This window comes from Kitasatospora hibisci, assembly GCF_043950205.1.
Taxonomy (GTDB): Bacteria; Actinomycetota; Actinomycetes; order Streptomycetales; family Streptomycetaceae; genus Kitasatospora; species Kitasatospora hibisci.
Map to the genome: position 1 here is coordinate 8,343,671 of NZ_CP171642.1, position 21,686 is coordinate 8,365,356.

Annotated in this window: 15 protein-coding genes and 2 pseudogenes; 6 read left to right on the forward strand and 11 right to left on the reverse strand. The window is 72.3% G+C overall.

Annotated elements, in window-relative coordinates; all coding sequences use genetic code 11:
* Position 1: 1 nt before the first annotated feature.
* On the forward strand, positions 2-751 hold the full coding sequence (locus ACF9IK_RS36280) for an ABC transporter permease (protein ID WP_395298314.1): 750 nt from the start codon (positions 2-4) through the stop codon (positions 749-751).
* A 2-nt stretch (positions 752-753) separates the two neighbouring features.
* On the forward strand, positions 754-1,629 hold the full coding sequence (locus tag ACF9IK_RS36285) for a class I SAM-dependent methyltransferase (protein ID WP_395298315.1): 876 nt from the start codon (positions 754-756) through the stop codon (positions 1,627-1,629).
* A 200-nt stretch (positions 1,630-1,829) separates the two neighbouring features.
* Here ACF9IK_RS36285 and ACF9IK_RS36290 read toward each other — a convergent pair whose 3' ends face one another.
* The 3 genes from ACF9IK_RS36290 to ACF9IK_RS36300 form a co-directional block, all read right to left on the reverse strand.
* Entirely contained in the window at positions 1,830-2,276 is a 447-nt protein-coding gene (locus ACF9IK_RS36290) for a hypothetical protein (RefSeq protein ID WP_395298316.1), read from the reverse strand.
* 66 nt (positions 2,277-2,342) lie between these two features.
* Complete coding sequence (locus ACF9IK_RS36295; protein ID WP_395298317.1) at positions 2,343-2,531, reverse strand: hypothetical protein; 189 nt, start codon at positions 2,529-2,531, stop codon at positions 2,343-2,345.
* Positions 2,532-2,703: 172 nt separating this feature from the next.
* Positions 2,704-4,011, reverse strand: a complete 1,308-nt coding sequence (locus tag ACF9IK_RS36300) for a WD40 repeat domain-containing protein (RefSeq protein WP_395298318.1) — start codon at positions 4,009-4,011, stop codon at positions 2,704-2,706.
* A gap of 343 nt (positions 4,012-4,354) precedes the next feature.
* Here ACF9IK_RS36300 and ACF9IK_RS36305 point away from each other — a divergent pair, with 343 nt between their 5' ends.
* Both ACF9IK_RS36305 and ACF9IK_RS36310 read left to right on the forward strand, forming a co-directional pair.
* Positions 4,355-6,112 (forward strand): MFS transporter, encoded by a 1,758-nt coding sequence (locus ACF9IK_RS36305; protein WP_428846378.1) that lies wholly within the window; start codon positions 4,355-4,357, stop codon positions 6,110-6,112.
* Between the two features lie 16 nt (positions 6,113-6,128).
* The gene (locus ACF9IK_RS36310) at positions 6,129-6,599 is read left to right on the forward strand and encodes a MarR family winged helix-turn-helix transcriptional regulator (protein WP_395298319.1); all 471 of its coding nucleotides are present in this window, start codon (positions 6,129-6,131) and stop codon (positions 6,597-6,599) included.
* A gap of 91 nt (positions 6,600-6,690) precedes the next feature.
* Here ACF9IK_RS36310 and ACF9IK_RS36315 read toward each other — a convergent pair.
* Together ACF9IK_RS36315 and ACF9IK_RS36320 are read right to left on the reverse strand one after the other, a co-directional pair.
* Positions 6,691-6,963 (reverse strand): annotated as a pseudogene (locus ACF9IK_RS36315) (4-hydroxybenzoate 3-monooxygenase); the annotation flags it as partial.
* 298 nt (positions 6,964-7,261) lie between these two features.
* Positions 7,262-7,696: pseudogene (locus ACF9IK_RS36320) on the reverse strand (FAD-dependent oxidoreductase); the annotation flags it as partial.
* 381 nt (positions 7,697-8,077) lie between these two features.
* On the opposite strand from ACF9IK_RS36320, the gene ACF9IK_RS36325 reads away from it, so the two are divergent.
* On the forward strand, positions 8,078-8,572 hold the full coding sequence (locus tag ACF9IK_RS36325) for a hypothetical protein (RefSeq protein ID WP_395298320.1): 495 nt from the start codon (positions 8,078-8,080) through the stop codon (positions 8,570-8,572).
* 265 nt (positions 8,573-8,837) lie between these two features.
* On the opposite strand, the gene ACF9IK_RS36330 is transcribed toward ACF9IK_RS36325, so the two are convergent.
* Together ACF9IK_RS36330 and ACF9IK_RS36335 are read right to left on the reverse strand one after the other, a co-directional pair.
* The gene (locus ACF9IK_RS36330) at positions 8,838-9,968 is read right to left on the reverse strand and encodes a hypothetical protein (protein WP_395298321.1); all 1,131 of its coding nucleotides are present in this window, start codon (positions 9,966-9,968) and stop codon (positions 8,838-8,840) included.
* A 324-nt stretch (positions 9,969-10,292) separates the two neighbouring features.
* Entirely contained in the window at positions 10,293-11,096 is an 804-nt protein-coding gene (locus ACF9IK_RS36335) for a helix-turn-helix transcriptional regulator (RefSeq protein WP_395298322.1), read from the reverse strand.
* A 258-nt stretch (positions 11,097-11,354) separates the two neighbouring features.
* On the opposite strand from ACF9IK_RS36335, the gene ACF9IK_RS36340 reads away from it, so the two are divergent.
* Positions 11,355-14,681, forward strand: coding sequence for a bifunctional cytochrome P450/NADPH--P450 reductase (locus ACF9IK_RS36340; RefSeq protein WP_395298323.1), 3,327 nt, complete (start codon positions 11,355-11,357; stop codon positions 14,679-14,681).
* Positions 14,682-14,748: 67 nt separating this feature from the next.
* Here the strand turns inward: ACF9IK_RS36340 and ACF9IK_RS36345 are convergent, their stop codons facing one another.
* The 4 genes from ACF9IK_RS36345 to ACF9IK_RS36360 all read right to left on the reverse strand — a co-directional run bounded on the left by ACF9IK_RS36345 (position 14,749) and on the right by ACF9IK_RS36360 (position 21,283).
* Positions 14,749-16,581, reverse strand: coding sequence for an alpha-keto acid decarboxylase family protein (locus ACF9IK_RS36345; RefSeq protein WP_395298324.1), 1,833 nt, complete (start codon positions 16,579-16,581; stop codon positions 14,749-14,751).
* Positions 16,578-18,686, reverse strand: a complete 2,109-nt coding sequence (locus tag ACF9IK_RS36350) for a flavin monoamine oxidase family protein (protein WP_395298325.1) — start codon at positions 18,684-18,686, stop codon at positions 16,578-16,580. The genes ACF9IK_RS36345 and ACF9IK_RS36350 overlap by 4 nt, the downstream gene beginning before the upstream one ends.
* 25 nt (positions 18,687-18,711) lie before the next feature.
* Positions 18,712-20,202, reverse strand: a complete 1,491-nt coding sequence (locus ACF9IK_RS36355) for a Dyp-type peroxidase (RefSeq protein ID WP_395298326.1) — start codon at positions 20,200-20,202, stop codon at positions 18,712-18,714.
* Positions 20,203-20,443: 241 nt separating this feature from the next.
* Positions 20,444-21,283 (reverse strand): DMT family transporter, encoded by an 840-nt coding sequence (locus tag ACF9IK_RS36360; RefSeq protein ID WP_395298783.1) that lies wholly within the window; start codon positions 21,281-21,283, stop codon positions 20,444-20,446.
* Between the last annotated feature and the right edge of the window lie 403 nt (positions 21,284-21,686).

The following is a 21,686-nucleotide window of genomic DNA, read 5'->3' on the forward strand; positions in this document are numbered from 1 at the left end:
GATGGAGACACTGTGGCCGATCCTCCGGTTCGAGTCGCGCAGGATGCTGCGCAACTTCGCCCCGGTCTTCTTCGCACTGGCCTTCCCGGTGCTGATGCTCTGCATGTTCGGCGGCATCTACGGCAACAAGCCGTCCGAGCAGTTCGACGGGCGCGGCACGGTGGACATGTCGGTGCCCGCCTACCTGGTCCTGGTGGTGTCGGTCACCGGGCTGATGAGCTTCCCGCTCGGGCTGGCCGAGTACCGGGACCGCAAGGTCCTGAAGCGCTTCCGCGCGACACCGGTCGACGCCTCCGCCTTCCTGGTCGCGCAGGGCCTGGTGAACATCGCGCTGAGCCTGGTCGGCGCGTTGCTGTTGGTGGTGGCCGGGTACCTGTTCTTCGACCTGAACCTGCCGAGCTCCGGTGGCGCGCTCGCCGCGACGGTCGGAGCGCTCCTCCTCGCGGCGCTCGCGATGTACGCGGTGGGCGGCGTGGTCGCCGCGGTGGCGAAGTCGGAACGGGTGGCGGTGGCCGTCGCCAACCTGATCTACTTTCCGATGATCTTCCTTTCCGGGGCGACCATCCCGCTGCAGATCTTCCCCTCCGGCATGAAGGCGATCAGCGACGCCCTGCCGGCGACGTATGCGGTGAAGCTCCTCCAGCACGCCTGGTTGGACAGCGCCACCGACGTCGCGCTCGACCTCGGCGTGCTCGCGGGCGTCGCCGTGGCCGGCGGAGCCGCCGCCGTCCGGCTGTTCCGGTGGGAGTAGTCGTGACCGCCGCGCACCCCCCGCTCGCCGAGCAGGTGCCCGCGACCGCCTTCCTCACCGCGCTCGCCCGCGCCGAGGCGACGGCCGACCCGCGCGGCGGCCTGCGCGACCCGTACGCCGAGCGGTTCGCCGCCCGTTGCCCGGCTGCCATCCGCCGCGTCACCCGGCATACCGCCGGGACGTCCTCGCTGGTCGCCCGGGCGATCGCCGTCGACGGGCTGCTCGCCGGCCTGCTCGGCGAGCCGGGTGCGGACGGGGGCGCGGGCGGCGGCACGGACGAGGGCGCGGGCGGGTGCACCGACCAAGGCACCGGCGGCGGGGCGGCGCCCTGGGAGGTCTGCGTCAACCTCGGCGCGGGCTTCGACGCCCGCCCCTACCGTCTGGCCTGGCCGGCCCACTGCCGGGTGATCGAGATCGACTGCGCGCCCGTGCTCGACCTGAAGGACCGCCTGCTGCCGGCCGGGGCCGCGCCCGTCCCGGTCGAGCGGCTGCGCTGCGACCTGCGCGACGTCGCCGCCCTGGCGGGGCTCCTGCGCCCCCGCACGGCCGGCCGGCGGGTCCTGATCCTCGCCGAGGGCCTGCTCGCCTACCTGCCGGACGCCCAGGTCCGAGCACTCGCCGCGGAGCTGGCCGGGATCGGCACCGCCTGGATCTGCGACGTCCTTTCCGTCGCCTCCGCGCAAGGCCTCACCGCGGCCGCCCACACCGCCGGGACACCGCTGACCATGCACGGCCTCGCCGACCTCACCCCGTTCGAGGCCACCGGCTGGCGGTGCGAGCACCTCGACCTCCTCCCCACCGCCCAGCTGTCCCCGCGCCCGGGCGCCACGGCCCGCCTCCTGCCCGACAGCGTGCTCCGGCTGCGCCGAGACCGATGACCTTCCGCCGTGCCCGCGCCGCCCGGGCAGGGCGCGGTGGGGCGGTGGTGGGGGCGCTCGTACAGGTCGGAGCGCTCGTACAGGTCGGAGCCGTGATCGCCGGCAGGTGACCGTCCGCCGTGCGGCCGGTTCGTCGGAATCGCGGCGCCGGGTGCTCGCGGCCCCTACGAGGTCGAGTTCGTAAGTGCTTCGGGGGTTGATCATGCGGCGAGGTGGAAGGAGGGGTCTTCCTGGCGGTCGGCGGTGTGCCGGTCGAGCCTGGCCCGCAGATCGTCCAGGTCGGAGGTGGTGAGCTTCCACCGGAACGGCTGTGCCGTGGCGTTGTAGCGGTCTTCGAATGCTCGGAGCCGGTCCCCGACTTGGGTCAGGTCGGTGAAGTCGTCGGGTGAGACGACCTTGCGCTGCACGACGGAGAAGTAGATCTCCACCTGGTCAGGCCATGAAGCGTGCACGGAGGTGTGGACCATCACCGTGTTCGGGAAGGCCGCGGTCAGCCGGTCGGCGGCCTTCTGGCCGGGCTGGGAGGAGCCGTTGTCCGCGATCCAGAACACCCGTTCGGCGCTGCCGTAGGGTTCCTGGCTCATGACCTGGGTGACCAGCTTCATGAACGGGTCGATGCCGGTGCGTGGTTCGGTGAGGCCGAACACCTACCGCACGGTCGATGTCTTAGGCGGCGAGGTAGGCCAGGGCGCCTCCGCGGCCGTGGGTGTGGTTCACGCCTGCTCGGCGAACCGGCCCCGCCAGGTGCGCACGGTGTCGAGGTGCAGGCCCATCTTCAGACCGCCTGCTTCCTCGCTTCCCCGGGCGCCCGGCACATCACCGGACAGACCATCCATGTCGACGGAGGCGCCTTCACCATGCGGTAGCGCCTTTCGCTCCTGGAGCGGCTGACGAGGCGACATGCGCACCATCGGACCCGGAGCAAACCCTGAAGGGCTTCCGGAACGAACCGCCGAGCTCATGAGGAGTTCGTCGCGGGTACGGCTCCGGTCCGATTCAGCGGCGGATCAGGACGGCGGGTTCCGAAGCGAAAGCTCACCACCAGCCGGCCTCCCTCCGCCACGGCCGGCGTCTTCACCGGTAGGGGGAAGACGAGTGGGGCCCGGGCTGCTCACGGGTGGCCAGCTCCCACACCCGGACCGCCCGGTCCTTCCCGCCGGTGACAGCCACCGTGCGGCCGTCCACCCGTGCGGTCGCCACCGCCGAGACCCCCTCACCGTGCCCGGTCAGGGGCCTGCCGAGCAGCCTGCGGGTGGTCAGGTCCCACACGCGCGCCGTACCGTCCGCGCTCCCACTGACGGCGATGGGACGCCCGTCCAGCATCGCCGTCGCCACCGCTTCGACCTGGCGGGTGTGACCGGCGAGCAGGCCGCCGAGCTGCTCCCCCGCCGTCAGGTCCCAGATCCGCAGCGCCCGCCAGCTTCCGGTGACGGCGACCGGGCGGCCGTCGACCACCGCCGTCGCCACGCCGGTCACCGGGCCGGCATCGCGAAGCGGCGTGCCGAGCGGCTCGCAGGTGGCCAGGTCCCAGACCTGTACCGTCTCCTCGTGGCTTCCGGTGACGGCGACCGCAACGCCGTCCACCACCGCCGTGGCGACGGCGTTGATCCTCGATCCGTCGGACTCGGGCGGGCCTGCGGGCGGGGTCTCGGCGACCAGCTCGCCGCTGGTGAGGTCCCACACCCGCAGCATGCCGCCCCAGCCGCCGACGACGGTGACCGTGCGGCCGTCCAGCACCGTCGTCGCCGTCGCCGTCACCCCGTAGGTGTGGCCGTCGAGGGTCTCGCCGACCTGCTGACGAGTGGCCAGATCCCAGACACGGACGTCGTGGTCGCCAGTGACGGCGACCGAACGGCCGCCGAGGTGCGTGGTCGACACGGAGCGGCCGTAGGCGAATTCGCTCAGCCCCGTCAGGGGTTCGCCCCGCCGCTTCCCGCTGACGAGATCCCAGATCAGGGCCGTTCCGTCGTCGTCGACGGTGACCGCGACCGGCCGGCCGTCCAGCACCGCCGTCGCCGCCGCCTTCACCTCGGCGGCGTGGCCGAGGAGGGTCTGCCGCAGTCGATGCTCGACCGGCTCCCCGGTGGCCCGGTCCACCCGCCACTGTGCGTCGCTCACGTTCTCCAGCCGGACGGCGGCCATGTGCGCCGCGAGTCCGGCGTCCCCGTAGCGGACGGCGTCCAGCGCCAGCAGCTGCCGGCACACCCCGGAGGCGGCGTCCCGGTGCGGGTGCAGCGAGGCCCGGTACGCCGGGGCCGACAGCCGCCCCTGCGGAATCGACGCGGCGTCGAACAGCGGCCTCGGCCGGTCCGGATCAGCCGTCACGAGGAAGAACGGCTCGGTCGACCATCCGTCAGCACGGCCTATTCCAGGCGCAGTCATGCCTGTCACCCTAAGGCCGGATCGGCCGCGCCGGGAGCGCTGCCCCGTCGTGCAACCGTCGTCGAGGCCCTCGGCGGGGTCGGGCCACGATCTTCATGATCGCCTGGCAGCGGGCGGGCAATGCGCTCTCGTTCGTGTCCGGCCCGCGGTGCGGGACCGGCGGCATCCCCCGCTCCCGGCGAGGTCGTGACCCGCTCGAACTCCTCGGCCACGGCCGGGTCGTCGCCGGGCGTCCCGGTCACGCACGGCCGCCCCCCGGCGTTCGAGCCGGTACGGGGGCTTGTGCGGCAGCCCGCCGAGGGAGATAGTTAGTTAAGAACAACTAATTACTTTCCCTCCGGCTGTGGGAGTCGCCATGCAGGTCGCGGTGCAGGACCATCCGCACGACAAGTGGGTGGCCCTGTCGAACACCACCCTCGGCATGCTGGTGGCTACGATCAACAGCTCGATCGTGCTGATCTCGCTGCCCGCGATCTTCAACGGCATCGGGCTCAACCCGCTGGAGCCCGGCAACGTCAGCTACCTGCTCTGGATGCTGATGGGGTACATGCTGGTCACCGCCGTCCTGGTGGTCACCCTCGGGCGGCTGGGGGACATCCACGGCCGGGTCAAGATCTACAACCTCGGGTTCCTGGTCTTCACCCTCACCTCGGTCGCGCTCTCCCTGGACCCGATGTCGGGCGGCGGCGGCGCGCTCTGGCTCATCCTCTGGCGGGTGGCCCAGGCGGTGGGCGGGTCGATGCTGATGGCCACCTCCGCGGCGATCATCACCGATGCCTTCCCGGCCCGGCAGCGCGGGATGGCTCTCGGGGTGAACATCGTCGCCGCCATCGCCGGCTCGTTCATCGGGCTGGTACTCGGCGGCGTGCTCGCCGAGTGGAACTGGCACTCGATCTTCTGGGTCAACGTGCCGATCGGCGTGGTCGGCACCGTCTGGGCCTACCGGTCCCTGCACGACACCGGGGTGCGCCGGCCGGCCCGGATCGACTGGTGGGGCAACCTGACCTTCGCCGTCGGCCTGACCGCCCTGCTCGCCGGCATCACCTACGGCATCCAGCCCTACGGCGGCCACACCATGGGCTGGACCAACCCCTGGGTGCTGGCCGGTCTGATCGGCGGCAGCGCCGTCCTCGCCCTGTTCTGCCTCGTCGAGCGGCGCACCCCCGATCCGATGTTCCCGCTGCGGCTGTTCCGGGATGCCTCCTTCACCGGCGGCAACGCGGCCACCCTCTTCGGGTCGGTGGCCCGCGGCGGCCTCCAGTTCATGCTGATCATCTGGCTCCAGGGCATCTGGCTGCCGCTGCACGGCTACCAGTACGAGAACACCCCGCTCTGGGCCGGCATCTACATGATCCCGCTGACCGCCGGCTTCCTGATCGCCGGGCCGGTCGCCGGCCACCTCTCCGACAAGTACGGTGCCCGGCTCTTCGCCGCCGGCGGACTCGCGCTGATGGCGGTCTCGTTCGGGGGGCTGCTCCTGCTGCCCACCGACTTCGGGTACCTGTGGTTCGCCCTGCTGATCCTGCTGAACGGGCTGGGCGGCGGGCTGTTCGCCGCGCCCAACACCTCGCTGATCATGTCGGCGGTCCCGCCCGACGCCCGCGGCGCGGCGTCGGGTATGCGCGCCACCTTCCAGAACGCCGGCATGGTGCTCTCGATCGGCATCTTCTTCTCGCTGATGGTGGCCGGTCTGGCCGGCTCGCTGCCGCGCGGGCTGGAGAGCGGGCTGACCGCACAGGGCGTCCCCGCCGACACCGTGCAGACCATCGCCGGACTGCCGCCGGTCGGCACGCTGTTCGCCGCCTTCCTGGGCTACAACCCGGTCCGCGAGCTGCTCGGCCCGGACGTCCTCGGCCAACTGCCCGCCGCCGACGCACAGACGCTCACCGGTCGGGAGTTCTTCCCCCAGCTGATCTCCGGCCCGTTCCACGACGGTCTGGTCGTGGTGTTCTGGTTCGCCATCGTGCTCTCGCTGCTCGGCGCGGTCGCCTCCCTGGTGCGGACCCGTCCGGCGGCCGCCGCGCCGGCGCCGGACGAGGGTACGGTGAAGGCCGCGCCCGGTGCCGCGGCGCGGGCGTCCCGGGCCAATCCGGGCAGCTGAGGAGGACCACCGCCCGATGGCGACGGAACCCACCCCGACCGGGGCGGAGCACCCCCTGCCCGCGGAGGATCTCGCCCGGCTCCGGCTGGCCGTGGCCCGTCTGCACCGGCAGCTGGTGCAGGCGTCCACCCGGCTGGACCTGACCTTCGCCCAGCTGTCCGCGCTGGCCCGGATCGAGGAGCACGCCCCGGTCCGGCTGGTCGACCTCGCCGCGCGCGAGGGCGTCGCCCCGCCCTCCATGAACCGCACCCTCGGGCCGCTCCACGCGGACGGGCTGATCGCCAAGGAGCCCGATCCCCGGGACCGCCGCTCCGCGTGGATCACGCTCACCGAGCACGGCCGCGCCACCATCGCGCAGATCCGCGCGCAGCGTTCCCAGCTGCTCGCCGACCGGGTGGGCCGGCTCTCCGCCGAGCAGACGGACGCCCTGCTGGCTGCGCTCCCGGTCCTGGAACTCCTCGCGGAGGAGCCCCCGGAAGCCGGCTGACGGCGTGCCGGCCGATCGCTCGGCCCCGCTCCGTGGCCAGGCTCATGCCCTGGGCGTTCATCGGGGAGATGAGGTGCGCGGCGTCGCCGAGGAGGTGGAGGCGGCCGTGGCTCATCGGGCTGGACACGACTCCGCGCAGCGGCACGACCTGTTTGCTCGTGATCGGGCCCCTGGGTTCCACGGGCGCGCCGAAGCGGGCCTCCAGTTCGCTCCAGATCCGCTCGTCCGGCCACTGCTCGACGGTGTCGGTGAGCGGGCACTGCAGGTAGACGCGGCTGGCGTCGGGGCCGCGGGTGATCCGTGCGGCGAGGCCGCGGGCGTGCACGGCCAGGACGGCCGGGGGGTCGGCCGGAGCGTCGGCCATGACGGTCAGCCAGGCGTAGCCGAACTCGTGGGTGTCGCAGGTGAGGACGTCGTCGGGGATCGCGGTCCGGCTGACACCGTGGTGGCGTCGGCTCCGGCGACGACCTCGCAGCGGAGGGTCGTCGCCGTTCCGTCGGCGTCGCGGTAGCGGACCAGCGGGCGGGTGGTGCCGATGTCGTGGAGCGAGACGTCCCGTGCATCGAAGCGCAGGTCGCCGCTTCGCGGAGGAAGATCCTGATGAGGATGCGGACGAGGACCTGCTGGGGGCAGAACGTGCCGTCCACGTCACCCTCGTCGTCGCGGCCCGGCCGCCAGCGCCGCAGCCGGCCGTCGATCAGCAGCGGGAGGCCTTCGCCGGGGTCGCCGTGGCTGTGGCCCTCGACGGCCTCGCCCAACCCCCATTCGTTCAGCACGCGCACGCCGCCGGCGTCGGGGGCACCGGCGCGCTGGCGCTGCTCGACGTGGGCACGGCTGTGCTTCTCCAGGACGGTGCAATCGATGCCCCTGCGCAGGAGGAAGTTGCCGAGTGCGAGTCCGGCGACGCCTCCTCCGACGATGACGACGGTCGTGTCCGTGGTGGTTCGGGTCATGGGCCTTCGAGCTCCTTGCGGATTGCGGATTGGGGATTGCGGAAATCGGAAGCGCGGACGCCGGCGCCTCGGAGCATGGCGCGCGGCCGGCGCTCCACCACTGTGGGGCCCGGCCCTTGTCGCCGACCACCGGTGAATGGACATCCGATACCGGAAACCCGCCAGGCTGTCGGTGCGGCGTCCGCACTGCCCGCGCGCCGCGTCCGCCGGCGCGAGGCGCGGCCGTTGCGCCGCCCGGCCTGGTGACTGCCGGGTGTCCGGCCGACTCGACGTCGGCGCTCACCCGGCGCGGCCCGGCTCCCGCCGTGCCCACGAAGGCCCCCGGCAACGGCCCGCGGCAGTCCCGGTACCGGAACTCCTCGCCGAGCTGCCCCCGTACCGGCTGACGGCACGCCCGCCGAGCGCACCCCCCGGCCGCGGACGTGCCCGAACAGTGATGGCGTGACGGGCCGCAGCCCCCTATCCTGGCGCGGCTTCGACCGTGATCATCAGGGCGACAGGGGGACGATGATGGCAGGATCCATCGTGGTGCGTGCGGAACTGCCCGGCCTCGGCCGGGCGGGGACCATGGGCGTGGCCGTGGACGGCGTGCGGGCCGGAGTGGTCAGACAGGGGGAGGCCGCGCACTTCCCGGTGTCGGCCGGCACCCACACCGTGCAGGTCACCGCGAAGGACCGCACCCGCTCCAACACGGTGACCGTGGAGGTCGCCGACGGCGGGGAGGCTCTGGTCACCTCGCGCGGGACCGGACTCGGGGTGGCGCTCGTCCTCCCGGTCCTGGCCGGCATCGCCGTGCCGCCCGTCTTCGTCGTGGCGACGATCGTCCTGCTCGGCGCGGTGCTCTACGTGCTGCCCGGCGTGATGTTCCGCGTGCGCGCCGAGGGCGACCCGACGCTGCGGACCGCGTCACCCGTCCCGGCCGAGGCCACCGTCGGCGGTGCGGACGCGGACGGCGGCAACGGCCTCTGGTGGGAGGCCGACCCGGCGCTCGCCAAGCGGTTCGCCAAGAAGGGATCCTGACGCCGCGCCCGGCTCGGGACGGCGCGGGGAGCCGGCTCCGCAGGGCCGCCCCGGTGGTCCGAGGGCGGCCCGTCGAGGTGTCCGGGCCGCCCGGCGGCCCGGACCGGGACGTCCGACGCGGCGGCGATCAGGCCTGGCCGTCCGGACGAGCCCCGGTCACGCGCCGGCCCCGCCGGCCCGTGTGGCAGGGGCGGCACTCGCCGTCCGGCCGGTTGGCGATGCACGCGATCGTGCCGTGGCCAGCCGTGATTCCGCCCACCCCGGACTATCCCCTGGCGTACCGCAAGCTCTGCCCCACGCTGTAGGCCATGTGCGCGTTCCCGTGGCTGTCGTAGGCAAGGCAGGGCATCTCGCCACCGCCCGGATCGACGACCTCCACCGTCCAGCCGGCCAGGGGTTCCCACCGGGCCAGCTTGATCTCGCCGTCGTCGGCGTACGCGATCCGGAGCTGCCGGGAGAGCTCGGATCCGCGGGTCGGATCCTGCGCGAGCACAGGGGACGTGCGGCCCGTGACCGAATCGACGACGTCGACAATTGCGTTGCCGTCATGGTCGAAGGTTCCCGCCTTCAACGCGTCGTTGCTGACGTCGCAGTACGCCACGAACGTTTGGGGGGTCCTGCTGGCTATCGCCGTTCGGCCTGCCACGTACTGCCCTTTCTGGACGTCCTGCTCCGCGCCGAACGTGCCGTCGGTCACGCTCAGTGCGCGTTTGACGTGGACGACCGTCATAGGGGTGACCTCGTAAGTCTCGACGTACGCGAATTGGAGGCTTGCGGACTCGTTGAAACAGAGGGACGTGCTCTGCCCCGTACGGGAACTCCCGGCGTCACCGAAATTGAGGCTTTCGGCCACACGGCTCACCTTCCAGGCGTCACCGACCTTCCGCACGTACGACAGGCAGCCGATGGACTGATCCTCGAACGCGAAGTGTGGTGTGTCGCGAAGAGCGGCGTTTCCGGGCCCTCCCGGGTGCAGTGCGAAGGAGATGCCGAAGACCATCGGTTCATGAGGGGGCTGGTGCGTCGGTACGGGCTCGAACTTCCACCCCAGGTCGGGACTGTGCACGCCGTAGATCAAGCGTCGCGTACTCTCCTCGATGTAACCCAGGTGCGGATTGCCCGCCGAATCCAGCTGGAGCCAGACCCGTTCCTCGTCGCCGGCTGTGGCAAGCGGCCCGCCCAATCGCTCTCTCGTCCACGTGCCGCCGTCGCTGCTCGCGACCACGACGTGACCGTCTTTGATCGTATAGGCGATCCGGGGCGCGCCGTTCCGGTCGACAGCGAGGGAACATTGCCCGCGGACCAGCTCCGTGTGACTTGCCGTTTCGAACTGAAATTGGGTCATGACCACCCCGACGACGATGTGGGCTGTTGGAAGTCCGCCGATGTCGGGCACGTCCGGAAGGCAGGTCTCTGCAGTGAAGGGCGGAAGCAGTCGGTGATGGCCGTGATCGCTTCCCCGAGGACTCCGTCTGAACGGCCCTGATGGGGGACGCCTTCAGTCTCAATGTCCCACACGCTTCCTGCCGGTGCAGCCCAGGAGGCGCCCACGAGCAGGACGCCCCCGGCCCCCGGAAATCGGAACGTCGTCGGCCTCGGAGCCGGGGTCGCTGCGTGATCGGGTGCATGGCCTGCTCCGGCCCCGCCTGCCGCGCGGGTTCGACGGCGTGTGTCCGGAACGCGCCCCAGGTGGCGAGCCCCGGAAGACGTGCCGCCGGTGCTACCCGTCGGCCGGGTGGTGGCCGGCCGGGGCTGGGGGCCAGGTGCTGGGGGCGAGAGTGCCGTTGACGTAGGCGCGGGCGATCAGGGCGGTGCGGTTGGTGGCGCCCCAGCGACGGGAGAGGCGGGTGAGGTGGTAGTTGACGCCGTCCGCGGTCAGGCCGACCTCGCCGGCGATCCGGGCGCTCGTGTTGCCGGCGGCGGCAAGGGCGAGGATGCGGGCCTCCAGGGCGCTGGCGCTGGCGCGGGCGTGAGCGGGCTCGGTGGCGGGCCGGTCGTGGGGGCGGACGATCAGCAGGAGGTTCAGCGAGGCGTCCGGCTCGTCGCTGACGACGTTGACGGTCATCTCGCCGACCCGGTCGGTGCCGGCGGCCGTGGTCCAGGAGACCTCGACCGGGTAGCGCGAGCGGCGGCGCAGCCGGACGGCCTCGGCGATCGGGTGCAGACGGCCCGCGGTGGTCGGACGGAACAGCTCCAGCGCGTTGCGCCCGGTGAGGCGGCCAGGGAGCGTGTCCCATTCCGTGGCGAGGATGTGGTTGGCGGCGAGGACGGTGCCGTGCGCGTCGCAGAAGAGGAGCGGCAGCGGGATCCGGTCGAACAGCAACGCGGCCCGGTTGCGCCAGAACACGGCCTTCCCGTCGAGCTGGGCGGCCGGCGACGGGGTCGGCGGCGCGGCCGACGGAGCTGCGGCCGGAGGCTCGATCGGCGGATCGGCTGACAGGTGGTCCGGCGGGGTCCCCGGTCCGGCTGCCGGCTGCGGGAGGGCGCAGTGCTCCCCGTCGGACGGCTGTCCCGCCACGTGCATCGGCTGCTGCTCCCGCCTGTTCGTGCGCCGACCGGCGCTCCGGGTGCGCCGTGGCCCGCCCGATCCGCTGTCACACGGGTCCCGTCCGCGGCCCGGCGTACCGGAACGGTCAGGCCTTGGCAATCCTCGAAACCCCGATTCCCCTACAAGAAGTTGTAGCACCCATCGGATTCCCTACCGGTCGTGCGCGGAAGGTTCAAGACAGCCGCCCGTACCGGCGGTAACCATCAGGATTCCAGTGCGAAGGGCAGTACACCCATGGCCGAGACCCCGTCCGATCTGCCGACGCCGAGCGGCGAAGTCGATGGCGTCCCCGTGATCGACGTCTCCGGGACCGGCCTGGGCGCCGTACCCCTGTTGCAGCAGATGGAGTTGGCCAGGCGGAACGGGCCGGCGTTCGTCCAGCGCATCCACGGCCGCGACACGCTGTTCGTCAGCGGACTCGACCTGGTCACCGAGCTCGCCGACGAGCAGCGGTTCACCAAGGCGGTCGGCCCGGCCCTGGTCAACGTGCGCGAGTTCACCGGCGACGGCCTGTTCACCGCCTTCAACGACGAAGCCAACTGGGCCAAGGCCCATGACGTCCTGATGCCGGCCTTCGCCCTGGGCTCGATGCGGACCTACCACCCGGTGATGCTCAAGGTCGCCCGCAGGCTCCTCGACTCCTGGGACCGCCGTGCCGGCGACGGCACGCCGGTCGCCGTGGCGGACGACATGACCCGGATGACCCTGGACACCATCGGTCTGGCCGGCTTCGGCTTCGACTTCACCTCCTTCGAACGCGCCGAGCCGCACCCCTTCGTGGAGGCCATGGTGCGCTGCCTGGAGTGGGCGATGATCCGCCTCGGCCGCGCCCCCGGGGGCGACCACCGGGCGGTCGACGCGGCGATGCGGGCGGACGCCGACTACCTGGCCGCCGTCGTCGACGAGGTCATCGCGGCGCGGACCACCGGCAGAGCCCGGCCGGAGCACACCGACCTGCTGGCGCTGATGCTGGAGGCCGTCCACCCGGCCGACGGCACCACACTGGACGTGGAGAACATCCGCAACCAGGTCATCACCTTCCTGATCGCCGGTCACGAGACCACTTCCGGCGCGCTCTCCTTCGCCCTGTACTACCTGGTCAAGCACCCCGCCGTGCTCCGGCTGGTCCAGCAGGAGGCGGACGACCTGTGGGGCGACCGGGCGGACCCGGAGCCCGCATTCGAGGACATCGGCCGTCTGCGGCTGACCCGCCAGGTCCTCAACGAGGCCCTGCGCCTCTGGCCGACCGCCCCCACCTTCTCGCGCGAGGCCCGGGAGGACACCCTGCTCGGCGGCCGGATCCGGCTGCGGGCCGGCCAGGACGTGCGGGTGGTCGTCCCGATCCTGCACCGGGACCGCACGGCCTGGGGCGACAACCCGGAGGCCTTCGACCCGTTCCGCTTCGCCCCGGCCGCCGAGGCGGCCCGCTCCCCGCACGCGTTCAAGCCGTTCGGAACCGGTGAACGTGCCTGCATCGGAAGGCAGTTCGCGCTCCACGAGGCGACGATGCTGCTCGCGATGCTGGCCCACCGCTACCGCCTGGTCGACCACGCCGACTACCGGCTGGCGGTCAAGCAGAGCCTGACCGTCAAGCCGAACGGCTTCACCCTCACCGTCGTCCCGCGCACCCCGTCCGACCGGGCCGCGAACCGTGTCGCGCTGCGCGCCGGAGCACCGGCTCACCGCGAGGACGGCAACCACGCGCACGGCACGCACGGCAGCGGCGTCGGACGGCAGGGTCCGGCCGAGCCCGCGGGGCCCACCCGGGTTCGCCCGGGCACCGGCGTGCTGCTCCTGCACGGCTCCAACTACGGTACCTGCCGCGAGTTCGCCGCCCGACTCGGCGACGCCGCCGCCGGACTCGGCTGCGACACCGCCGTCGCCCCGCTCGACGCCTACGCCGGGACGCTCCCGACCGACCGGCCGGTGGTCATCGTCACCGCCTCCTACAACGGTCAACCCACCGACGACGCGGCCGCGTTCGTCCGGTGGCTGGAGCGGGCCGAGCCCGGCAGCGCCGACGGCGTCCGGTACGCCGTCCTCGGCGCCGGCGACCGCAACTGGACGGCCACCTACCAGCGCATCCCCACCCTCGTCGACGACCGCCTCGCCGCCCTCGGTGCCACCCGGCTGCTGCCGCGCGGCGAGGCCGACGCCTCCGGCGAGCTCACCGCCGCCGTGGACGCCTTCACGGTGGCGCTCCGCACCGCCCTGCTGCACCACCACGGCGACCCGGACACCGGTGCAACGCCCGGGCCCGCGGCCGAGAACGCGACCGGGACCGGTACCGGTCCCGGGACCGCGCACGACAGCCCCGGCTACACCGTCACCGAGCTCACCGGCACCGGCCTCGACGCGCTGGCCACGCGCCACGACCTGACCCCGATGACCGTCACCGCGACCGGTCACCTCAGCCGCCCGGACTACCCCAGGATCAAGCGCCACGTCCGCCTCGCCCTGCCCGAGGGCACCGCCTACCGCACCGGCGACCACCTCGTCGTGCTCCCGGCCAACGACCAGGAGCTGGTCGAACGCGCGGCCAAGGTGCTGTGTCTCGACCTCGACGCGGTGCTCAGCATCACCCCGACCCGGCCGCGCCGGGACGGCCTCGCCGTGGACCGGCCGCTCACCGTCCGGGAACTGCTCACCCACCACGTCGAGTTGCAGGACCGGCCGACCGCCGCCCAGCTCGCCGCGCTGGCCGCCCTCAACCCCTGCCCGCCGGAGCAGGCCGCCCTGCGCGACCTCGCCGACGCACGGTCGGCGGGCGGCACGGACGCACCGGCCGACCCGCGCACCCTCCTCGACCTGGTCGAGGACCACCCGGCGCTCCGGAGCGGGGCCCTGGCCTGGCCCGTCCTCCTCGACCTGCTGCCGGCCCGCCGTCCCCGGCACTACTCCGTCTCCTCCTCGCCGGCCGCCGACCCGCGCCACATCGATCTGATGGTCTCCCTCCTCCGGGCGCCCGCCCGCTCGGGCCGCGGCACCTACCGGGGCACCGGTTCCGGCTACCTGAGCGGCCTGCGCCCGGGGGACACCGTGCTCGCCCGGCTCCAGCCCTGCCGCGAGGCGTTCCGGATCGGCCACAGCGCCACCACCCCGGTCATCATGGTCGCCGCCGGCACCGGCCTGGCCCCCTTCCGCGGCGCCGTCGCCGACCGGCGCGCCCTGCTGGCCGCCGGAGCCCGACTGGCCACCGCCCTGTGCTACTTCGGCTGCGACGCGCCGGATGCGGACTACCTGCACGCCACGGAACTGCGCGAGGCCGAGCGAGCCGGCGCGGTGTCGCTCCGCCCGGCCTTCAGCGAGGCCCCCGTCCAGGGGCGGCGCTTCGTCCAGGACCGGATCGCGGCGGAGGCCGACGAGGTGTGGTCCCTGCTGGAGGCCGGCGCCGAGGTCTACGTCTGCGGCGACGGCGCCCGGATGGCGCCGGGTGTCCGTGCGGCCCTGGAGACCCTCTACCGCGACCGCACGCCGGGTGCGGGAGAGGCGGACGCAGAGGCCTGGCTGCAACGCCTGATGGTCGAGGGCCGCTACGTCGAGGACGTCTACGCCGGCTGACGCCCGGACACGTCCGGGCAGCACACCGGCCCCCGTCGGGGACGGGGGCCGGTGTGCTCGGGGACGGCTACGGGCACTTCTCGTCGATCTTGTACTGGAGCGCCTTCGGGTAGTCGTGCCGGCTGAGCCGGACGCGGACCAGGATCGGCGCGTGGTTGATGTCGTTGCCGGCATCGGCGATGTCCGTCAGCAGCGCGTCGAGCTCGGCGTGGGTGGTGACCTCGAACCCGTGCATCCGGTCCTTGTCCGTGCCGAACACCTCGGCCAGCTTCTCGTACCGCCACGGGTGCAGCACGTTGTAGAAGTCGGCCCCGTTGGAGGGTCTCTCCTTGTAGTAGCACGGGCTGACCAGCATCTGTTCGATGCCGTAGAAGCCCTCGTTGTCCAGGACGAAGACCACCGGCCGCAGGTGGTGTCGCACCTGGGTGGACAGCTCCTGGCAGATCTCCTGGAACGAGCCGTCCCCCACGAACACCAGCGGCCGCTTCATCGGCTGCTGCCGGCCCAGGGCCACGCCGGTGGCCGCGCCGACCGAGTAGCCGATGGACAGCCAGCTGTTCTGGGCCAGGAACCCGGCCCGCTCGGTGATCCGCAGGTTCATCGAGCCGAGCAGTGCGAAGGCCGCGTCCGAGACCACCGTGAACGGTGAGGGGGCCGCCGGGTCCCCGCCGGTGGCCCGGTGCTCCAGGAAGTGGTTGACGTGCTCGAAGAAGCTGTCGTACGTCAGCTCGGCCGGGTACTCGTCGGAGCTCAGCGAGTCCAGGAAGTCCGCCGTGCTGGCCGGGACGTCCAGGCCCGCCGCGTGGGCCAGCGCGAAGTGGTCGGCCGGGAAGGTCTGGGCGCCCAGCCCTTCACGCAAAGCCGTGATGAACCGGCCGAGTTGGACCTCGGGGAAGTACTTGGCCCCGACACTCACGCCGCCCCGGGCCGCGACGATCCAGTCGTCGCCGATCGACTGCTCGCCGCCGAGGTTCTTGGAGGTGGACCAGGTGCCCAGGCCGATCCGGCACCCGGCGTTCTTGAAGGTCTTCCGGATCTCCGGCAGGCTCGCCCTGCCGTTGTAGACACCGGCGAACAGCGGGTGCCGTTCGGAGACCACGGACTTCGCGCCGACCGTGGTGCAGAACTGCATCCGGGTGAGCTGGACGAAGTCCAGCAGCTCGTCCTCCAACCGCTGGCGGACGAGTTCCTCGCCGGCCCAGACGATGGGTGTGCCGAACCTCCTGATCAGCTCCACCGCCGCGGTGACCGCCTTGTCCAGCATCTCCTGGTTCCGCTCGGTGAACGGCCTGTCATGAGAGCGGAGTTCGCCCTGCGGAGGCGGGCACGGCGCGTGCCAGAGGTCCTCCATGACCTCCAGGTAGACGGGCTTGCGCTCGGTCAGGCACGCCGTGATCGCGCTGTCGATCTGCGAGGGCGCGAGCCCCGGGTTGGAGAGCACCTGCGCGTCCACCGTGACCTGGCGGTAGACGTCGAGATTGCTCTCCCGGCGCGGGCTCATGTGCGAGGTGAGCAGGCCGACGGCCTGCTGGTTGAGCCACTGCTCGTAGGAGGGCGCCGCGTTGATCGCGATCAGCGGCACGTCCTCGACGTAGGCGCCGCCGACGGCGTTGAGCAGGCTGAACGCGCCCACGCCGTAGGTCACCGCGACGGCGCCGACGCCGTGTCCGCCCTTCGCCGGGTCGGTGTCGGCGGCCCGCACCCGGGCGTAGGCGTCCGCGGCGTAGCCGCCGCCCATCTCGGTCGGGGTGCCGACCCAGCGCACCCCGGTGGTTTCGTGCATGATCGTCAGGAACGGGCCGAGGAAGTCGCCCGGCACCCCGAACAGGTGCCGGATGCCCAGCTGCTCCAGCCTGGTGGCCAGGTACCGGGCCACCGTCCAGTCGCCGTTGCCGCTCATCGGCTCAGCTCCTCCTGCCGGCTCTCCCGGCGGACCTGCACCTCGGGCCGGACCTCCGGTTCCGCCGGGGGCGGCGGCGGGGGCGCCTCGTGCACGGCGATGGCCGCCCGGACGGCGGTCTCCACCGCGCCCTCGATCCAGGCGTGCTTGAGTGAGACGTGCTCGCCGGCGAAGTACACCGGGCCCTCCGGCTTGACCACGTCGAGGTGGAAGCTGGTCATCTGGTGCGGGGTGTACACCGCCGCCTCGCCGAAGGCGTACGGGTCGCGCAGCCAGCTCTGGGTCTTCCCGTAGCCCGTGTAGAAGACCTCGATCCGCCGGCCGTGCACCGACTGGAGGTTGCGCAGCGCGTAGACGTACCGCTCGGCGTCCTCCATGGAGTCCCAGCGCACCGCGTCGTCCGACCAGCTGTAGCTGGCCAGCACGACACCGCCGCCCTCGCCGCCGGGCACCGGGTGCGAGGGGTAGTACATGAAGCGGTTGGGGTTGTCGGTGGTCGAGCCGCCGCCGAAGCAGTTGGTGGCGGGGCGCACGCTCGCCCGCAGCAGCGGGGTGTTCTGGTAGACGTCCCGCTGGCCCTGGCTGATGCGCCGCTCGTCCACGCTCCGGTGCGCGCCGAGCAGCACGTCCGGCAGGTTGCGTGGAGGTCGGTGGCCGTTGTGGGCGGCGGCCACGGCCGCCTCGGCGTCGTCCTCACCGGCCCGCTGGTAGTACTCGTACAGGCCGGGGGCGATGGAGTCGAGTTCGACCTTCCAGTCCGCCTCGGTGAACTCCCACCAGCGGCGGGAGAACTCCAGCAGCACCTTGGTGGCCTGGTCGTAGTGGGTCTCGATGATCGCCCGGCGCTTCTTGTAGGAGAACGGCGGGGTCACCTGGACGAACCGCAGGGCGGAGAACGGGACGGTGACGATCGCGAAGTCGCCCCTCCAGACGGTGGGTTCGGCCTCCGGGTCGTCCTCGGGGACGGTCTGGACGGCGACCTGCGGTCCGATCGGGCCGACGTTGCGGGCTCCGCCGCCGTCGCGGCGGGGGTCCCAGTACTCCATCCGGATCATCCGCTCGCCCATCCGCAGCTCCTCCCGGAGCTCTGCGGCGAGCACGTCGGGCAGCTTCCAGCTGCCGCCCGCGATCTCCCAGTAGGTGGCCTTGGGGTCGATGTCGCTGCGGCCCAGGAAGGTGTGGAAGAAGGCCAGATGCAGCCGCGAGGTCATGTTCTCGATGGTGCCGATCGCCTCGATGGCCTCGTCGCTGAAGCCCGCGTACTCGCGCAGGAAGCGGCCCATCGAGTAGCCGTCGAAGTCGCGGATCACCCGGGCCCAGCCGTCCAGCCACTCGGCGAACGGCTTGTTCACCCGCTTGCCGTCCTTGATCACCGAGTAGTAGTCGCGAACCGGCTCCAGTGCCTGGTTGACCATGTCGGCGGCGGTGATCCGCACCTCGTCGCCGGTGAGGTGGAAGCCCTCGTTGACGCAGCTCGGGTCGGCGGCGTACTCCTTGCGGCGGGCCTGGAGCCGGTTGGTGCGGATCCAGGAGTTGAAGCGCTTGGCCGGCTCGCGGAAGTCCGGGCTGTCCGCGCCGTACTTCCAGACCTTGCCGGGCTCGAAGGACTCGTAGACGACCGGCGGGACGGGTGCGTTCTGGTTGCCGGTGTCCGGGTCGACGTCGACGTTGAAGAACAGCTGCCGCTGCAGGCCGAGGCTGTCGACCAGGGCCAGCGTGAGCGGGTGGAAGCTTGGCAGGCGCATCGCCCCGGCCTCCGCGTACTGCGCCGGGTCGTGGAACGGGGTGTCGGCGTCGCCGTCGGCGGTGCGGAAGGTCTTGATCCGCCCGCCCACCCGGCTGGCGTTCGCCTCCAGGATGGTGACGTTGTGTCCGGCGTCCTTGAGCAGCTTCCCGGCGACCAGGCCCGCGATGCCCGCGCCGACGATCAGCACGTCCTTGGGCTCGTCCGTGGCCGGGATTCCGTCCTTGATCAGGACGTCGAGGTAGCGCAGCCTCCGGTCCTCGCCGTCCGGACCGACGAGCAGCAGCTCGCGCGCCAGCTGTTGGCAGGTCTGCCAGCGGGCGCGGTCGTCGGCCGTGCCCTCGATGACGGGGTTCTCCATGGTGTCTCCTCGCGGTGTGCGGCGGTCAGGACCCGACCGGCTTGTTGGGGAGGTCCTTGCCCTCGGCGAGGAGGCGCAGGGTGCTGATCGAGGGGGTGAAGGCGTAGAGCGCGCCGGTGGTGCGGACGAAGCGCTTCATGTCGACCGTGCCGGCGGTGCCGTCCGCGAGCCCGATCTCGGCCTTGCCGGCGAGGCCGATGACCTTGTCGAGGCCGTTGGGGACGTGCGCGTCGCCCGTCGGGTCCCCGGGAGGGAAGTTCGGGTCGTTGGCCCAGTGCTGCTGGACCAGCTCGAACTGCATCTCCAGCGAAGTGCCGTAGCAGACGAACATCAGCCCGCGGTCCTTGCCGTCGTCCGCGCCGCCCTGGAACTCCGGGCCGTACGGGATGCCCCGGCGCATGAGCCGGTGGCTCTTCGGCTTGTCGTCGCCGATGCCGGCGAAGGCGCGCGGGTGGGTGCGGCGGATGTGGGCCACCCAGGGCGTGTGCTGGCCGATCGGGTCGTTCTCGTAGTCGAAGTCGTTGCGGTCGGAGCCGATGCCGGTCAGGGTCCCGGTCGGCGGGGCGAGCGGCGTGCCGTCCTTGGCGCGGCCGACCAGGCAGGCGCCGAGCCGGTCGGGGTCCATCGTCCCGGTGAAGTTCTTGACGCCCTCCACCACGGCCTTGTTCCAGCCCGCGACGTCCTGGCGCAGCCGGCGCACCACCTGGAGCGAGCCGTTCTTCATCCAGGCGGGTGCCTTCCGGTCGCCCGCCTCGCTCTTGTGGCCGAAGACGAACTCACCGGGCTCGATCAGCTCGGTCCCGGTGTGGTTGTCGCGGAAGCCCTCGTTCTCCGGGTCCTCCCGGTGGAAGTCCTTCACACCGGGCTGGGAGATGCCGTCCTTGTACCCGAAGTGCTCGTGTCCCTTCAGCGGGCCGGTCAGGGTGCGGCCCTGGTCCATGTGGACGCGGGTGATCCGGTGCGCGTTCTCGACCGCGTCGAGGTTCTTCAGCTTCTCCTTCAGCAGCTCCTCGGTGTCCGCGGCGACGATGAGGACGGCGTGCACGGCCTTGTCTCCGGTCCCGGCGCCGAACAGCCAGTGCTCGGGGCCGCTCTCGTCGGCGTCCCCGAGGTCCCCGGCCCGCGCGGCCGCGCCCGCGCAGAACGCCGGGAAGCCGCTGAGGTCCTTCTTCACCTGGTCGGGGTCGCCGGCGACCGTCATCAGGCCCTCGAACGTGAGCGAGACCCCGCAGCGGACGGTCGTGAGGGCGGGGTCGCGTCCGAAGGCCCGGCGGGCCAGCGAGTACTGCTCGTTGAAGTCCTCGGTCTCGTTGGTCGTCGCGACGGTGTTGAGGATCGCGGAGAGCCAGCCGCGGCCCTTGGCGGCGTCCGGGAAGTGCAGGTAGCGGAAGTCCGTGAAGTCCTTGTTGAACGCCGCCAGGATGTTGCCCTGGATGTCGGTGTTCGTGCGCAGCTTCGGCTGGGGCAGCTGCTCGATGGACGGCACGGCGGTGGGACGGGTGGGGGTCGTGGTCACGCTCGGGCTCCTCGCGGTGGGTAACAGGCAGGAACTGTCACGACGTGTGACAGTGGCACCACCCAACGTAGCTTCGTCGTCGAGAGCGCTGTCAACCGGAGGTCAGCCTCCCGACGGGCTCACGGAGCGTCACCGGGGAGTTCGAGTGACGGCCGGCGCGTGCGGTGCGGTGCCGCCGCTGCCGTGGCCGGATCGGCACGAGGCCCTCCCGGCCGGCCGGGAGGGCCTCGTGCCGATCCCGTCAGCCGCGCCGGGAGACCGCGACGCCGGCCAGGCAGAGGACGCCGCCCGCGAGGGTCAGCACCCCGGGTGCCTCGCCGAGCAGCGTCCACGCCATCAGCACCACCAGGGCCGGGACGGAGTACGTCGTCGCGCCCATCCGGCCCGCCGTCGTGCGGGACAGCGCGTACGCCCAGGTGGTGAACGCCAGCGCGGTCGGGAACAGCCCCAGGTACACCACGTTCAGGGTCGCGGACAGCGGAGCGTCCGCCAGGTCCGAGACCAGCTGCGGCGTGAACGGCAGGCAGGCCACCGCGCCGATCAGGCAGCCGAAGGTCGTCGCCTGGAGCGGTGTGGCGTGTCGCAGGGCCGGCTTCTGGCTCACCACGCCTCCCGCGTACACCGCCGCCGCCAGCAGACAGAGCAGGATGCCGAGCACCGAGCTGCCGCCCCCGCTCGACATGGAGAAACCCACCACGACCGCCCCGCCCAGCGAGACCGCCATCCCGGCCAACAGCTTGGGCGGGAAGCCCTCCTTGAGCAGCCAGCCGCCCAGCAGCGCGATCAGCACCGGCCCGATGCCGACCAGCATGGCGGCCGTGCCGGCGTCGACCTGCTTCTCACCCCAGTTCAGCGCGACCATGTAGAGCCCGAACCAGAGCACGCCCGAGGCGGCTATCCCCGGCCAGGCCGCCCGCGGCGGCAGCCCCTCCCGCCGGTACGTCAGCAGGGCGAGCAGCGCCACCGCCCCCACCAGCAGTCGGCCGAGCGCGAGCGCCCCCGGCCCGAAGTGCGCACCTGCGCTGCGGATGGCCACGAACGCGGACGCCCAGAGCAGCACCGTCGTGGAAGCGGCCGCCATTGTCCTGCCGTCGATTCGGGTCGTGCCCGCCACAGAGAGATCCATGCCGGTGAACCTATGCCCTGCACGCTTCGGTCCCCACCGAAATATCGCGGGGCGGTTCCCTCCCCGGACCCGCCGGGCGGGCCGGTTCCGCCGGGCGCGCCACCCGGCTGCCTCACGCGGACGTTCGCACCCGCCGGACCGTCAGCCCGTCCCGGGTGCGGCCGACGACGTGACCGCCGGCTCACCGCGGTCCGGCAGTGGTCCACGGTGGCCGGGTCGGCCGCGTGCACCGTGGGCTCCACGACGTCCACCGCCTCGTCGAGGCGGTCGGTCCGGAAGCGGAGGTCGAGCTCGGCGGGCGGGTGACGAAGGGCGGCCGTCCGTCAACGTCGCGGCAAGACCGAGCCGGTCCGTGTAA

What these genes read in the sequence shown, in the direction of transcription:
- ACF9IK_RS36300 (WP_395298318.1), bottom strand. Translation starts at nt 4,011, where the DNA reads ATGACTGCGCCTGGAATAGGCCGTGCTGACGGATGGTCGACCGAGCCG.
- ACF9IK_RS36340 (WP_395298323.1), top strand. Translation starts at nt 11,355, where the DNA reads ATGGCCGAGACCCCGTCCGATCTGCCGACGCCGAGCGGCGAAGTCGAT.
- ACF9IK_RS36335 (WP_395298322.1), bottom strand. Translation starts at nt 11,096, where the DNA reads ATGCACGTGGCGGGACAGCCGTCCGACGGGGAGCACTGCGCCCTCCCG.
- ACF9IK_RS36345 (WP_395298324.1), bottom strand. Translation starts at nt 16,581, where the DNA reads ATGAGCGGCAACGGCGACTGGACGGTGGCCCGGTACCTGGCCACCAGG.
- ACF9IK_RS36350 (WP_395298325.1), bottom strand. Translation starts at nt 18,686, where the DNA reads ATGGAGAACCCCGTCATCGAGGGCACGGCCGACGACCGCGCCCGCTGG.
- ACF9IK_RS36360 (WP_395298783.1), bottom strand. Translation starts at nt 21,283, where the DNA reads ATGGCGGCCGCTTCCACGACGGTGCTGCTCTGGGCGTCCGCGTTCGTG.
- ACF9IK_RS36280 (WP_395298314.1), top strand. Translation starts at nt 2, where the DNA reads ATGGAGACACTGTGGCCGATCCTCCGGTTCGAGTCGCGCAGGATGCTG.
- ACF9IK_RS36295 (WP_395298317.1), bottom strand. Translation starts at nt 2,531, where the DNA reads ATGTCGCCTCGTCAGCCGCTCCAGGAGCGAAAGGCGCTACCGCATGGT.
- ACF9IK_RS36310 (WP_395298319.1), top strand. Translation starts at nt 6,129, where the DNA reads ATGGCGACGGAACCCACCCCGACCGGGGCGGAGCACCCCCTGCCCGCG.